The 14633-nt window shown below is 38.9% G+C and carries 12 protein-coding genes; 2 read left to right on the top strand and 10 right to left on the bottom strand.

Annotated features, from left to right (window positions below):
* Positions 1-35 precede the first annotated feature (35 nt).
* The 5 genes from rpmA to L2567_RS17735 all read right to left on the bottom strand — a co-directional run bounded on the left by rpmA (position 36) and on the right by L2567_RS17735 (position 5271).
* Positions 36-692 (bottom strand): 50S ribosomal protein L27, encoded by a 657-nt coding sequence (rpmA, locus tag L2567_RS21360; RefSeq protein ID WP_406626723.1) that lies wholly within the window; start codon positions 690-692, stop codon positions 36-38.
* Positions 693-713: 21 nt separating this feature from the next.
* A complete protein-coding gene (gene rplU, locus L2567_RS17720; protein WP_235299155.1) occupies positions 714-1025 on the bottom strand; it encodes a 50S ribosomal protein L21 in 312 nt (103 codons plus the stop codon).
* Positions 1026-1104: 79 nt separating this feature from the next.
* Positions 1105-2442 carry an aspartyl protease family protein gene (locus L2567_RS17725; RefSeq protein ID WP_235299156.1) on the bottom strand — a complete coding sequence of 446 codons (1338 nt, stop codon included), beginning with the start codon at positions 2440-2442 and terminating at the stop codon, positions 1105-1107.
* On the bottom strand, positions 2390-4531 hold the full coding sequence (locus L2567_RS17730; RefSeq protein ID WP_235299157.1) for a DUF7133 domain-containing protein: 2142 nt from the start codon (positions 4529-4531) through the stop codon (positions 2390-2392). Before L2567_RS17730 ends, L2567_RS17725 begins: the two co-directional genes overlap by 53 nt.
* A gap of 62 nt (positions 4532-4593) precedes the next feature.
* Positions 4594-5271: an OmpA family protein gene (locus L2567_RS17735; RefSeq protein WP_235299158.1), complete on the bottom strand. Its 678-nt coding sequence runs from the start codon at positions 5269-5271 to the stop codon at positions 4594-4596.
* 112 nt (positions 5272-5383) lie between these two features.
* Between L2567_RS17735 and L2567_RS17740 the strand changes: the two genes are divergently transcribed.
* Together L2567_RS17740 and L2567_RS17745 are read left to right on the top strand one after the other, a co-directional pair.
* A complete protein-coding gene (locus L2567_RS17740; protein WP_235299159.1) occupies positions 5384-6520 on the top strand; it encodes a glycerate kinase family protein in 1137 nt (378 codons plus the stop codon).
* A complete protein-coding gene (locus L2567_RS17745) occupies positions 6505-9798 on the top strand; it encodes an AAA domain-containing protein (protein WP_235299160.1) in 3294 nt (1097 codons plus the stop codon). Before L2567_RS17740 ends, L2567_RS17745 begins: the two co-directional genes overlap by 16 nt.
* Positions 9799-9831: 33 nt before the next feature.
* On the opposite strand, the gene L2567_RS17750 is transcribed toward L2567_RS17745, so the two are convergent.
* The 5 genes from L2567_RS17750 to speD form a co-directional block, all read right to left on the bottom strand.
* Positions 9832-12045 (bottom strand): T9SS type A sorting domain-containing protein, encoded by a 2214-nt coding sequence (locus tag L2567_RS17750; RefSeq protein WP_235299161.1) that lies wholly within the window; start codon positions 12043-12045, stop codon positions 9832-9834.
* Between the two features lie 314 nt (positions 12046-12359).
* On the bottom strand, positions 12360-12992 hold the full coding sequence (gene queE, locus L2567_RS17755) for a 7-carboxy-7-deazaguanine synthase (protein WP_235299162.1): 633 nt from the start codon (positions 12990-12992) through the stop codon (positions 12360-12362).
* Between the two features lie 141 nt (positions 12993-13133).
* A complete protein-coding gene (locus L2567_RS17760; protein WP_235299163.1) occupies positions 13134-13706 on the bottom strand; it encodes a TlpA disulfide reductase family protein in 573 nt (190 codons plus the stop codon).
* Between the two features lie 9 nt (positions 13707-13715).
* On the bottom strand, positions 13716-14270 hold the full coding sequence (locus L2567_RS17765) for a D-glycero-alpha-D-manno-heptose-1,7-bisphosphate 7-phosphatase (protein ID WP_235299164.1): 555 nt from the start codon (positions 14268-14270) through the stop codon (positions 13716-13718).
* A gap of 7 nt (positions 14271-14277) precedes the next feature.
* Positions 14278-14628: an adenosylmethionine decarboxylase gene (gene speD / locus L2567_RS17770; RefSeq protein ID WP_235299165.1), complete on the bottom strand. Its 351-nt coding sequence runs from the start codon at positions 14626-14628 to the stop codon at positions 14278-14280.
* Positions 14629-14633 lie beyond the last annotated feature (5 nt).

Consider the following 14633-nt stretch of genomic DNA (forward strand, 5'->3'; position numbering starts at 1 on the left):
TGGCCCTTTCTATTTCTTGACAAGATTTTAGACTTTTATTCCTCCTCTGCAACGACACCTCCCTGCAAATCATCTTGTAATTTCTCTAACTCATCCCATTTACCTGCAGCTGCCAATTCTGCTTGCTGTGGCCATGTGGAAGGATTATGACTTTTATATCTGTTACCAGCTTCTGCTAAGATATTCTCTAGCTTGCTTACTTCGCTACTTGCTAAATCGGAAAAAGATACAATTCCAGCATTGTTAAAAATCTCAGCGATTTTTGGTCCAATACCTTCGATCTTTTTCAAATCATCAGACTTGGCTTTAGTGGCCTCTTTCTTCTCTGCTTTAGGTGTGTCATTCTTTTCAGCCTTAGGGGTGTCCTTCTTTGGACTTTCTTTTTTGGCTTCAGTTTTCTTAGGTGCTGGAGCATCTAAAGTCTCTTCTACCACAACATGAGACGGAAGAACGCTTACGTAAGTTCTGTCATTTCTTTTCTTAGTAAAAGTTACATATCCATCTGTTCTGGCATGAAGTGTAAAATCTTTTCCTAAATAGGTATTTTCTCCCGCATGGAACTTTGTGCCTCTTTGTCGGACAATAATGTTTCCAGCCTTAGCAAACTCACCTCCGAAAAGCTTTACACCGAGTCGTTTACTATTACTATCCCTTCCATTATCCGTACTACCTACACCTTTTTTATGTGCCATGATCTTATTTTTTAATGATTATTAAGCTGAAATAGAATCAATCTTGATTTTAGTGAAATGCTGTCTGTGACCATTTTTCACTTTATACCCTTTTCTTCTTTTCTTTTTGAAAACGATGACTTTGTCACCTTTGATGTGCTCAACAACAGTAGCGCCTACCGATGCTGAATCTAATAGAGGAGCACCCACAGAAGTATCATCTCCATCTGTAATCAGGTGTACTTCATCGAAGCTTACTGAATCTCCTGCTTCCGCATTGATCTTGTGAACAAAAATCTCTTGATCTTGCTCTACTTTAAACTGCTGTCCCGCTATTGTAACTATTGCAAACATTGTGCGAATTTAGTATTTTTCGAAAATTGGACTGCAAAGATAAGTTTAATCTTTTGTTTTTCAAAGACTAAATTTAAGATCACTTGATATTTTTTTCAAGAAAATCTTCTAAGCGAAATGAAAATTTCAATTTTTGACTATTTCTGGCGATCGTCAGGTTAATTTTTTTTCCTGGTTTTCTTGATAACTTTCGATTGATCGATTCTAATGATAGAAACCTGGTCGGAATGCCATTGAAACCCAAAATATAATCCCCAGGCTGCAACCCAGCTAGATAAGCCGGGGTTCCCTCGATGACAGACTTAATATAAAATTTATCGAAGTTTCTGCCAATCGCAAAAATTATGAGTCCACTTTTATCGTATCTAAAGGGCTTTGTGAAATTGAATCGCCTGGGTTTCATATGGATTTTCTCATTGGGATAGTCAATTACAACAGTAAATCTTTCTAGCAGTCGATTCCCTATAATTCCATTTCTTGTTACAGAACTCGCATCAATAACTGAAGAATCCAGGTTCTGAAAACTGGTTGTGAGCCTTTCAAACTTATATTGGCCTACCGTCAAAAAATTGACTTTACCCAAAAAGCCTTGAAGGCTTCCACTAATTCCGGTTCCTATCTGACCCGGTATCACATATTCAGGAAGATCAATCTGTTCATGAGTGTTCTCATGTAATAGGTAGTTTAAGCTGGCACCAGTATCTAGCAATAAATTGATTTTTATAGAATCATTGACCCCCACACCTGTATAGCATTCCATGTAAGGTTTGTTCTTGACTACTTTAAGGTCGAAGCTGGTAAAACCTGCATTAGGTCCTGTATAATATTGCGGATCATGAAAGATTAAACGCGATCTCCTGTAGTCAATCTCAACAACCAGATTCTTAAAAATACTTGCACCAATAATACCATCTATATTGGTTCCAGTAATCATATCCAGGTTGTTCAGATCATCTTCAAGAACCAGAATGTCCTGCGTGATCCGACCTGAATTTTCAAACTTTAGATTGACATTTCTGGTAATGTAGGCAAACACAATATTGCTGAGATCAGATCCGATTAGACTGATTTTCTTAGAATATTCCATGCCAAGAAGATCAGTAATCTCTTTCTTTAGTACCAATGTATTTTCTGCTCCGGTATCAAAAATAAATTTAAGGGGTAAAAACCGATTGAAGTCCACGTTCAATACAATAAATCCCTGGATATATTCGAAAGGTACCTCCACGTGCTTTCTGCCTCTAAGGAGTTCTCTCCCCGGAAACTGAGCTAACACATGTGTTAGGCTAAATAGCGTTAATATGATGACCGTTAATAACCTCAACTTAAACAGTTCTTTGCTTAAGTATCTAACGTATTTTAACTCATTCTGTTCCCAGTAATTCGTCTTCGTTCCACAATTCGGTTCTCTTTTCATACTGGTCTATGAGACTGTCTACTTTTTCCTGAGAAATATAGGCAACCTCATCCCGAAAAGCATTGTAAATGTAATTGGTGATTTTGGTAATATCTGCACTATTTAAATCAGCGGAGTGCATCATTGCAGGCATGATGGAGCTGTATTCTTGCCTTTCTCCATCAATGGTGACCATTCCTTCCAGTCCATTGATGATGACCAATGGAACGGCCTCTACCTTAGCATTAATAATCTTAGATCCCACCAATGAGGGAGCCTGTCCTTCAGCACCATTTCCACCATATCCGTGACAAGAGGAACAATACTCATTGTATAGAAAATATCCATCTTCCTCACCGCCGGTCAGCCTCTGTTTATGAATATAAAAAACATCTTCATTCGCCACAGCTTGATTGTACTCTTCGAATGAATCAGAGTATTTCAAATATTGTCCCGAAGGTATAGCAGATATCTGAGCAGCAGGCAGCACTCCCTCCATCTCTAACCACAACTGGCGGTGCAGATCAGGATGAGAATTATAGAGTATGTAGGATGAAGCCAATAAATGATTGCGAACCACAGGATTGCTATGCGATCTGTAAGTCTTAAAGACATCAGCAAGCGCTTGAGGATTCTGAATTTCAAGGGTTGTCAGAATCTTAAATAGATTTGCTATTACCCATGGATCTGAAAATTCTAATTGCTTTATTTTTAGTACGTCAATGGACTTTCTGCCTTGCAATGTCCATAGTAAGTGTATCTTTTTTAATTTAGAAGCCCCTTCAAGACTTGACATCAATAAGTCATCAAGTCGACTCTCGGTGCTATAAATCAATCCCTCCTGTGCCATTCTTCTGACCCATGGGTTATGAGATCCCAGATAATGAATCAAACTGTCCTTATGTTCAAAATTGTATGCTGGTGCAGGGCTTGTAGATTTACTTGATTTTACTTTTAAAATTCTACCCATGTTTGTTATTTCATCCAGCTTTCTTTCCTCGATTTGATTTTTCAGATAGCTGGTCATGTATATTTTGTGCTGTATGATGCCACGATGAAAATCAACGATGTACAAATTACCATCTGGCCCGGTTGCAAGATTAACTGGCCTGAACGCTTCGTCTGTACTCACCAGAAATTCACTACTATCATTGTCAAAATTAGCCTCCTGCCGAAAATCATTGGTATTGACATTGAGGTGTTTGATTAAATTGGCTTCGGGAACACAGACAAAAGCGCTTCCTTCGTACTTTTTGCCGAGGCTGCTAGTTTGATGAATATATGGGCCACAAGCGGATGTGGTTTTGCGTAACTTGCCTTCACTGTCCAGGACATTATCATTATAGCCTCTGTTAACGGCAGTCGCATGTGCTGGATAAACCGATCGGTTCTTAACGAGATCTTCATTGATCCCTTCGACCTTTTTAAGGTACTTATTGTGTGTCAATATTCCAGGTAGAAAGGCATCTCCAAAAAATAAATTGGAATTATCATTGGTGTATATCCTTCCGTTTTGGTCTTCAGTAATACCCCATTGTCCTCTGAAAAACACAGCTTCTTTAATCCATTGATTGTTTTCAAAGCAATAGCGATAGTGACTTTTTGCACTGTAGAAACAATTATCCATGCTTTTAATCAGGCCATTAGGCTTGTGTTCAACGTTCCCGCCCAGGGCATAAGTAGAATCTATGATAACGGTATGATCAGGGCGGTCGTTTTTAATCTCTGAAAAGTATAGATTGGGATCATCAGCATATAGGATACCATTCCTGAAGAGTCTAAGGGCGCGAAGCTGGTGAATACTATCTTTAAATACGGTACTATGTTCCATATAACCATCTCCATCACGGTCCTCTAGAATGACAATTCTGCCAGCAGGAATCTTTTCAAACTGCCCATTGATATCCGGCATATAGTCCGGCATCTCTGCAACCCAAAGTCTGCCACTTTTATCGAAATCAATAGCGACAGGTGCTTTTATGTGCTCTTCAGATGCCACTACTTCCAACAAAAGCTCTGAATCCTGGATGTGATAGGAAGACAGATCAATCTCCTGAATCTGACAAGCATTTAGTAATAGACACAAAAGTAAACCGCGAAAATAGATCATAAAGTATGCATCGTGAAAAGGCAGACTTAAATATAAGCGAGGTTTTTATCTTTTACGCAAAGTCATCGACCTTTCCTTATTTTAACTTGGACTCTGCGGTTCTCGCGGCGACCTTCTTCTGTCTCATTAGTGGCAATAGGTTCTTCATCACCATACCCCTTTGCCACCAGTCTGTTTGAATCAATTCCCCGATCTACTAATCTGGCCTTCACGGCTTCTGCTCTTGCTTGTGAAAGGGCCTTATTTACTGCAGCATCTCCGATGTTATCAGTATGCCCCTGAATCTCGACATTGACGCCTGGATATGCTTTTAAAATAGAAGCCAGATTATCCACTTCTTCTCCAGAACCACTCTCTATGGCAGCCGAACCTGTCTGAAAGCTCAATTTTGTAAAAATAAATGTACTATCTGAAGTTATATCTCCATTAATATAAGCCAACATATTCGCTCCGGCGGAATTGGCAGTAAACGAAATTCCTTCCAGTGCCTTTTTGGCTCCTTCATCCATTTTTTGAAAGACGGTGGAAACCGCAGCTTTAATTTTATCAGCACCTGACGAAATCGAATCACCTGTCTCTATTTCTTGTTCATCGAAGCTGGAAGTATGGACATTAGAACATCCTTCTGTTTTTGAAAAATAATAGGCAACGCCGATGAGAACGACAAGAGGCAACATCCATTTCATCATCATTCCACCTTTAGGTGGTTCAGGACTATGATCTTGATTATTAGGTATCATCGAAGAATATTTTACGGCATATCAAAATGAAATTGGCTACACGACGAGTGCAACTTGACCACCACGAAAGATAAGAAAACTATGCTTATATTCACTTTCTAATCGATACAGTGTGGCTAGATACAATAAATTTTTAATCGTTCCTGACAGCTTTAAAAACAGTTTGAGTGCCGAAGAAGTTTCACAGTACTTGGCTGAGGGTTTAGACTATTTTAAAGATAAATTAGAAGTGAAGGAATTTCCTTTTGCAGATGGTGGAGAAGGTAGTTTAAAGGTGATAGAACGATTTATTGACTTGGAGAGGAGAACCATATTTACCTTCGATGCTTTTTTAAAACCGATCAGAGCATCTTACCTTTTAGATTCTAAAAACAAAACGGCATACCTGGAATCCGCTGCTGTCATTGGTCTTGAAATTATCGATAAGGAGCCGGACTGTTACAATGCGAGCTCTTTTGGAATAGGGACGATGATTGCAGACGCTCTCGATATGGGAGTGGAAACACTTTATCTATTTCTGGGAGGTACGGCCACATGTGATGGAGGTGTAGGAATGGCTGCGGCACTTGGATACCAATTCATTACCGAAAAACGAATTATCGAAAGACCTCTGGCTCGGGATGTGAAATACATTAGTGAATATAGCAAAGATAATATCCACCCTAGGCTGGATCAGTGCCAATTTAAAATTGCTACAGATGTGGATAATACACTTTTGGGTGATAGGGGTGCGGTATTTACCTATGCCAGCCAGAAAGGCGCTACAGAAGAGCATCTGGAGCTATTAGAATTGGGTATGGAGAATATTAAAAGATTTGTAAGAGAAAACAAGCACGTAGACATTCAGCAAGTCATAGGTAGTGGTGCAGCAGGTGGTCTTGGTGCTGGAAGTCTGTTATTTTTAAATGGTGAATTGGCATCTGCCTTTGACATGTTGGCTTCCATTTCTAACCTTAAAGAAGAAATCAAAAGTGCCGATATCATCATTACTGGAGAGGGTCACATTGATATGCAAAGCTTCCACGGAAAACTTATTGACAAGATACAGGCCGAAGCAAATCAATACCATAAACCTGTTTGGTTAGTATGTGCAATTCGCTCTATCAGTGAAAAAGAAGCCCTTAAAATGGGATACGAAAAAATTGAATCAATATACCGAAGCATGCCTAAAGAAATCAATATACCAGAAACAAAGAGAGCACTGGTAAAAATAGGAAAGAAATGGGCTGAGGAATGGACGAAAAGATAGCGCAAGATTACCTATATAAAGTAAATGTTATTGACAGTGGCGACATTGACATCCATCAGAAGACAAAAGCCTTACACCACCTTTTGGATGAATATATTGATTTACTTCTGCAAGACGAGAAAATTCATTTTACTACTCTATTTACAAAGGTCACCTATCTCGTTTTGAAATTTAAGCTGGATAAAACCTTGTCTTTCTTTCTGCACACCCATCGAAAAAATATGACAGAAGAGAAAATGGGTGAGGAAATTTATGATGTTGCCCGATTTTCTTTATCCTCGCTGATCGTTCAGACGGGTGAATTAGTAGGTACGGATCAGCATAAAAACTTGTTTCGAAAACCCGATGTAGATCGGCCGGTACGCCAAGGAGTCTCTGGTTATTTTTCATTTCTCAGAGTTCACGTGTTCAATTACAATGCGACTTCCCAGACCTTCACAGGCTTTGCAGAAACCTTTGAGGAAAAGGCGGTGCAAATACAGATGAATGTCACGGGCAAAAATGATGATTTTAACTCTTTGCTTAAATATATTGAAAGAACTAAAAATTTTCCATTTATTCTACATCTTGAGCATGTTGACGTAAGTGAAGATGGCCTGTTTATTCCCGGAACTGTTATTTTTGAACCCGACTATCTCGTAGATATAACTACAGTCTCCGAGTGTTTCAAGCCTGAAGAATCCAATCCTCTCTTTTACTTTCTTCGAAAATTTTTATCGGTTTTTCAGAACAAGTATTTAATCATTGGAAATACGGCAAATTACTTTTTGGATGAATTATTTTACAGACCGGAGAGTACATACGAAGAGTTGATTAGGCATACTTTCAAGATAAGTCCACTAGGCTTTGCAATGATGGATGACCGCGAATTACGAGAGGTCGTTACCACACTGCGCACGCATTTTAATACCATTAAAGATGTGGTAAAAAACAGACTATCCCGACATGATATAACCCCTGATAATAGTGCTATTGAGCCTTCATTTTACGCACCTCAATATGGGTTTCAGGGAAGATTGGATCTTTTTTCAAATTCTGAGGATGATCGCGAAGCGAGAATAGTTGAGCTCAAAAGTGGTAAGCCTTACAAAGCCAATGCATATGGTTTGAACGTGAATCATTATGTGCAGACTTTGCTTTATGATTTAATGGTGACAGCCGTTCATGAAAATAAAGCGAAGATTTCTAATTTTATATTATATAGCAGCCAGCCGTCTGATCCCCTGAGATTTGCACCTCCACTCAAGATGCAGCAAAAAGAAGGGATCAAATTACGCAACCAATTGGTAGAGATTGATTATTTGCTGGCAGATTTCGAGACAAACAATGAAATTCTGTTTTCATTTATTAGCAGTAATGCTATCAGGTCAGATGGATTTGCGAAGCGTGATATTGAGAAGTTCGAACGGATTTACAAACAGGCCTCAGAAATGAGCCGAAGATATTTTAATTCATATACTGCCTTTGTTGCCAGGGAGCAAATCCTTGCGAAGACAGGCGAATATGGGATGGACAGGTCCAGTGGACTGGCAGGGCTCTGGCTTGATGATATGCAGGAAAAGACAGAAAATTTCCAACTTTTGAATGCCTTAGAAATGGACCAAATTAAAAATGAGTTTGATTATACCATCATCTCCTTTAAAAGAACCGTGCGAACAGAACCCAATGCCAATTTTCGGGTAGGCGATCTGGGTGTACTTTATCCTTATACCCATGGCAATCAATCGGTTTTACGAAACCAGATTTATAAATGCTCAATTATTCATATTGATAGGCATAGGGTAGAAGTAAGGCTAAGAAACAAGCAACAAAATACGAGACCATTCGAAAAAGATGGTTTTTGGCACATTGAGCATGACCATCTTGATCACGGTTTTAATGCCATGTTTCAGGACCTCTTTTTGTTTTTGAGTCAGGACAATTCTTATCAAAACAAAATGTTGGGCTTACAACCGCCTATTCGCAATGATAGTACAGTTGATATCATGCCCCCCTTAGATGGGTATCTCACTCCGGAGCAAAAACAAGTGTTAAATAATATGGCCGCTGCTGAAGAATATTATTTATTGTGGGGTCCTCCGGGCACAGGTAAGACCAGCGTCATACTTTATGAATATCTCAAGTGGATTTTTACACATACCGAAAAGCGAATTCTTGTTTTAGCCTATACCAATCGGGCAGTGGACGAAATCTGTGAAGCAATCAGCAGAATCGGTAATGGGATTAAGGATTACTACTTCAGAGTCGGCAGCAGGTATTCTACAGACCCTAAATACAAAAATGACCTATTGGTCACAAAATTAGAAGAAATTACCAACAGATACGACTTGCTGGAGCTCATTAAAACTTCCAGGATCATCGTTTCTACACTTTCCAGTATAAATGGAAAGAAAGAACTTTTTTCTCTGATAAATATTGACGAGATCATTGTTGACGAAGCGTCACAAATTTTGGAACCTCAGTTGATAGGCTTCTTGTCGTATGTCAATAAATTTATTCTGATTGGCGATCATTACCAACTTCCTGCAATAGTCAGACAACGTGAGGATGAAAGTGCTGTTCAGGATGTCAAATTGAAGGAACTAGGTTTAATAGAGAGAAGGAATTCTTTGTTTGAGAGGCTTTTCCAAAATTCATTACGAAAAAATTGGCATTGGTGTTATGGGAGTTTAAGTAGCCAGGGAAGGATGCATCAGGAAATCATGCATTTTGTCAACCAACATTTCTATCATAACACGCTAACTTTAATTCCAGGCAGGATGGATTTAGTGGATCATGAGGATTTATTATTTGATGAGCGCCTGATCTATCTGCCAGTTGACATAGACACTGAAAGTATTCATTATAAGACCAATCGCTATGAAGCTGAATGGATTGCTAAACTCATTTCAAAATATCTGAAAAAAGATACAGTGGCTGCTGATAGTATTGGTGTGATTACCCCTTATAGGGCGCAAATTTCTGCGATCAAACATGCTATTTCTATTCACGGAATAGAAGAGGACGTTAATGTTGATACAGTAGAGCGATATCAAGGTGGGGCCAGGGATATCGTAATTTTGTCACTTTGCCTAAACAGTGAAAGCCAACTCAGGCAATTGGTCAACCTCTCAGCTGAAGGAATAGACAGGAAACTTAATGTAGCCTTGACAAGGGCCAGAAAGCAAATCATTGTTTTGGGAAATCAAGATATCATGATGGCCAATAAACTGTATGGTAAACTAATCGAATCGGCGACATTAATCTCCAGAAAAAAAATAGCCCAGCAATTGTCTTAATGCTGAGCTATTAGATTCTTAGTTTGATCCTCGTTATTTAATTTGTATCAGTTTGCCCTGATAGCTAGCTGTATTTGACTTCAATACGTATAAATATAGCCCTGATGTTCCCATATCGTTAGCATTTACAACAAAGTTTTTACTTCCCTTTTCCACAGTTTGTATTCTGCTGTAAACTTTAGCGCCATTTAAGGTAAATATTTCAAGGCTTACTTCCTGTTCAATATCATTGGTAAATTCAAAAGCCACTTCTCTGCTAAATGGATTGGGAGAGATCGACTGCAGCTCGAAACCATGAATTTCTCTCTGGCTAACTGGTTGAGTTAATAGAATATCCTCAAGTGAGCTGGCATGAGTTAAGTCTCCCATCTGGAAGATCATCAATTCGACACCTACCGCATTTCTATTGTTGATCTCTACCAATTTAGATGTAGGATAATCATCGACGTCTAAGGCCATATTTGATGGAACTTGATGATCAGGATCATAAGTTACCCAGTTAAATTGGGTCGCTGTATTGCTGCCATTGACATAATCATTTAAAATGGCCAGATCATCAAAATCAATGATTTGATCGTGATTCAAGTCTGCAGCCATTTTTTGATACATGTCCAATTCCACTTTTCCTTCTAAGAACGCACTTAATACATGTACGTCCATGGTATCTATGAATGAATAATCTGGTTTCATATTAGAAAGTGTAAGGATATAATCTTCATTTAAATCCAAGTTCTCCAACATGAATTCTCCTTCTTGAACCTCGATTGCAAAATCCTTATCGATGTCTGTAGTATCTATGGAGGCCACCTCGACTTCGGCTATGCCGTAATCATAGGAAATAGATCCATCTTCATTGATCATACTGTCGATGACCAAAACTTCAGTCTGCGTGGAGTAGGAAGTGTCGAATTCCATTCCCTCCCAGCTGCTATTCACATCCAACATAAGAGATTCAGTATTACCATATACGCTGGAAATTTTTCCAGAAATAGAAGCTTCTTCCAAAGCTTCACAATTAGGGATGTCTGCACCGTTATTCTGAATTTTTATATAAGTGGTGCAATAGTCTTGTTGACCAGTTGCTGCTGTAACCCAAATGTTAACCTCTTGTTGTCCCACTTCTTCACAGGTAAAGACACGCACATTATCCGTCGGGTCAGAAGAGAAAGAAAACTTAAGTGGAATATGCGGGTTACAAGGAAAGTAAGAACCAGCATCAAATTCTGAAGCCCACACTTCCCTCATTCCATCTTCGAATTCACCATCACCGTCTTCATCGACACCCATTAGCGGTACTGCTAATCCAAAATAACAATAAGGGACCGGCGTTGAGTTGTCTTTAACAGTAACATTGACATAGAAAAACTTAGTTTCCCAACAATTGTACTTGACCATAAAGCGAACTTTCGTTGTTCCCACAGGGTACTTTCCACTTGCATCTGCCCCATTTTTGTAAGCAAAAGGTGAGTTGTTAGTAATAATGTATTGATCTTCACATCCATCCTTTACCTGCAATGGAGGTATGTCTACCCAGGCTTTTTGACAGCCGGTTGTTTCAGCAGTCACATCATAAGGCACCCAAACTTGAGGGGCGTCATAGGCAGTGGTCACTGTAATTCTTTGATTATACGTCCAAATACCAGTATTGGTCCATGGATTGAAGTTGCAACAATCTACAATCTTCCAGGTCCGAATGATCTCATAACAACCAGGTCCGTATGTAAAAACATTGTCATGGTAATTGACTCCTATCTTCGAGCAAGTTGCTCCGTATGTTGACCAGGTAGGCTTATTTTTTCCATATGGCAAATGCTCTGGATCAGTAGGAGGATTACATCCAGAAAGCTCGATGTTCTTTGGCCATTTAATACTGCCACTGTTAAAGTAGTTGCCTTGTACATAGATTTTCTGGGTGCACTTGTGCCAGTATCCATGATAATCTGCTACTTTCCACGTTCTGGTAATGTAACCTACATTGCAATCATTAAGATGGTATTTCACCTGAGGTTCACCTGCATCATGTGTGCCGGTATAGTCTTTATACCAGGCGTTCCCCAGCCAACTTAAATCCCATATTTCATCGTCACAATCTATCCATTTAGTTGGCGGACAATAAATTTCGAAAACGACGTCTTCATCTTCACAGTCATTGATTTCATTGGCGAGAACACTGCCGAAACTTAAAATAAAAGTGGTTAAGATGAGCAATAGGTACTGAGGGATTTTAATTTGTAAATCTGCTTTCATACAAGATAATTGAGTTAGTTTTTACACTTTATCGAAACTGGGGGTATTCGATAAGATGGTTTTGTCCTTGTGAAGATAACCCGATCCCGTTAGGATTACAAATTAACGGTGACAAGTTTATGTCTAAAAATCATATATTTTAAATTCAGATGTATAAACGGCTTTATGATCGCAATGTGAATAAGATTGACAGCCAGCGTTACGAGTTCATTATTTTATTATGATTTTGCGCTGATACTTGCAACTTACTTTTGCAGTGACACGAATATTAACAAATCATAATAGTCCATGATCACTGGCAGATTACGGAATATTTATGCGATGCCTAATATCTTATGTGTTTGCAGGCTGACCCTCCACTGAGGATTATCTTTACAGAAATTAATGGATTTCAAAATATTATCCTCATAGGACTCTGCATCCATCGGTTGAATAAAGAAGTGTTTGAAGTCATAATCTTCAAAGTCTTTGGGGTTAATTCCTTCCTGAGGATACACAATCTTTAGTTCATTTCCCTTTTTGACGATGATTTCAGTATGTGCTTTTGGACTCATACAAATCCAGTCTACACCCTCAGGTACCTTGAGGGTTCCATTGGTTTCGATCGCTACTTCGAATGCATACTGATGCAATTCCTGAATAAGCTCTTCATCGAGTTGAAGCAAAGGTTCTCCTCCTGTGCAAACAACATATTTATGACCTGAATTTTCCGGCCATAAATTATTCACGAAAGCAGCGAGATCTTTAGTAGAATATTTTCCTCCATTGTGACCATCTGTGCCCCAAAAATCTGTATCACAGAATTGGCAAATGGCTTTATGGCGATCTTCCTCTCTTCCAGACCATAAGTTACAACCACTGAATCTAAGAAACACAGCCGGTCTTCCGGCGTGAGCACCTTCTCCCTGTAGGGTATAAAAGATTTCTTTGACTGCGTAAGACTTCATATGACGTTACTTTCTGACCTGAGCCATTCAGATCATTGGACTTGTTTTGATAAGTACTTTAATTATTTGAAACGCAAAGATACACCATCCATTCACTTACTTGAATAACCGAGCAAAACATTTACCAGACAGATTGCCTGGTTACTCATTAGAGTTCACGAGGTCGAATAAGTTACTTAGTTTGAGGTAAGTCCGATCCGGATCTTCAAAAGCTTCAGCTGGTAAGACATGCTGAATGACTCCAAACTCATCCACTACAAATAACCTTGGATATCCCATTTCTATACCGTAAGCAGCCTCGCCTAACATCTTTCCGTTATACAAAATCGTGTAATTAATACCTCTTTCCTTCTTATATAACAATAAATCATGCTGAGACTCGTCACCAATGGCAATTACTTTGAGATCGCCAATTTTCTGATCCTGAATCAAATTCAAAGCGGCTGTTTGCTTTTCGCATATTTCGCAGTCAGTATTGAAGAAGTAGATGAAAACTGTTTTTCCAAGATAATTTAATAAGTATTGTTCTTCTCCGGTTACATCAGGAGCCATAAATTGCATGGGTTTCGTGCCTTCGAACGCTCTAATTTGATCCTGAGTTGAAGGTTTGAACTTTTCAAATTTAACTTCGAAAATGGCAGTCTCACTTTCTTCAATCTGGGCGTTTACAGCAAATGCAAGTAAGGATAGTAAAAGGTATAATATCTGTTTCACAGCTTTTTTTTAGTGAATTAAGAATTCAGCACACGACAACAAATCGGTAAAAACATGGTCAGCCAGTGATAAGGTAGGCTGCTCCACTTTTCTGGATTCTGAAATGAGTATCGTTCTCATCCCGGCATTCCTGCCAAATTGCATATCCGTCAATGTGTCACCTATCATTATTGATTTTTTGAGATTAATGTTCGGAAAATCTTTAACGGCCTGGAGAGCCATGCCGATCTCCGGCTTTCTGCATTCCGGCTTTTCACTATCAAGGCCGGGACAGTAATATATTTCATCTACATAGCCCCCATTTTCAGTAATTTCCTCCAACATTTTCACATGAATTTGTCTTAAATCTCTCTCGGTCATCAATTTTTTTCCAACACCTTGTTGATTGGTAACGATAATAGAGCGTTCGAAAATTCGGTTCATAATAGGAATGGCATCCAGGACTCCTTCTATAAACTCAAATTCTATGTAGTTTTTGACATAATCCTTGTGCAATCTTTTATTAATGGTTCCGTCACGATCCAGGAACAAAGTCCACGATGGATCAATTTTAAATTTTTTCAAGTCAATTTTATCCAATTTGTCCCCGATTGATCATGCTGGTGGTGCAATTCCTTGCTTCCAGTATCTCCTTCAAATAATCGATTGCTTTTTCAGCTTCAAGGGTATCGCTGCAAGTAAAAATATCAATGGCAGCATAAAAATGTTCTGGCCAGGTATGAATGTTAATATGTGACTCGGCAATAACCACTGTTCCACTTACTCCAAACGGAGAAAATTGGTGAAAGAATTGTTGCACAATAGTGGCATTAGCCTTCAGGGCAGCATTGGTCATTGCTTCGCCGATAAATGAAGGATCATCCAGCAACTCCGCATTACAACCTTGCAATTCTACCATATACTGTTTGCCTAGAAATTTCATTAGAT

The organism is Portibacter marinus (assembly GCF_021533195.1).
GTDB lineage: Bacteria > Bacteroidota > Bacteroidia > Chitinophagales > Saprospiraceae > Portibacter > Portibacter marinus.